This is a genomic window from Vibrio sp. 10N.261.51.F12 (assembly GCF_041471725.1).
Lineage (GTDB): Bacteria > Pseudomonadota > Gammaproteobacteria > Enterobacterales > Vibrionaceae > Vibrio.
Genome location: NZ_JBFROV010000082.1, coordinates 1 through 689, shown reverse-complemented (window position 1 = coordinate 689; position 689 = coordinate 1). Strand labels below are relative to the sequence as shown.

Annotated in this window: 1 protein-coding gene; it reads left to right on the top strand. The window is 53.7% G+C overall.

All coding sequences use genetic code 11. The features are described from left to right. Positions 1 to 689, top strand: a 689-nt coding sequence (locus AB4405_RS24345; protein ID WP_372063117.1) for a VCBS domain-containing protein, incomplete at both ends; no start/stop codon positions are given.

The following is a 689-nucleotide window of genomic DNA, read 5'->3' as shown; positions in this document are numbered from 1 at the left end:
GAAGGGGAAGTGGCGACGCAAACCTTCACGGTGGAAACCATCGATGGCACCGAGCACACGATCACCGTGGATATCGTTGGGGTCAATGACGCTTCAACGTTAACCGATGCCACGGATGATGAAGGGCTTGTGACGGAAACCGATACGTTAGCGACGCTGACAGATAACGGTGTCTTGATCCTCGAGGATGTGGATGGGGCAGCGGAAGAAGTCTTCCAAACCGATCCCACGACGATGACGTCGAGCAGTACATTAGATAATTCAACGGGCGCGGCGTTAGGCGTGTTAACGCTCTCGGCAGCTGGTGCGTGGAATTACGCGATTGCTAATGACGCGGTGGAATACCTAGGGGCAGGTGATACCGCGACCGAAGTGTTCACCGTGAAATCAGCGGATGGGACCGAGCACGATATTACTATTACGATAGTGGGCACGAACGATGTGCCAGTGATTTCAGGCACCTCCGCCGGTCAAGTGACCGAAGACAATACAGACGACATTGATGACCTCACCGGCGACCTCACCGTGGGCGCGAAGGTTGACATCAGTGACGTTGACCAAGACGAATCCGTCTTTAAAACCGATGTCACGGCGGGCGCTGATAACTTCGCCGATGGTGAGTTGGTCATTGATGAAAACGGCAACTGGACCTTCACCATTCCTAATACAGACCCATTGGTTCAAGGGTT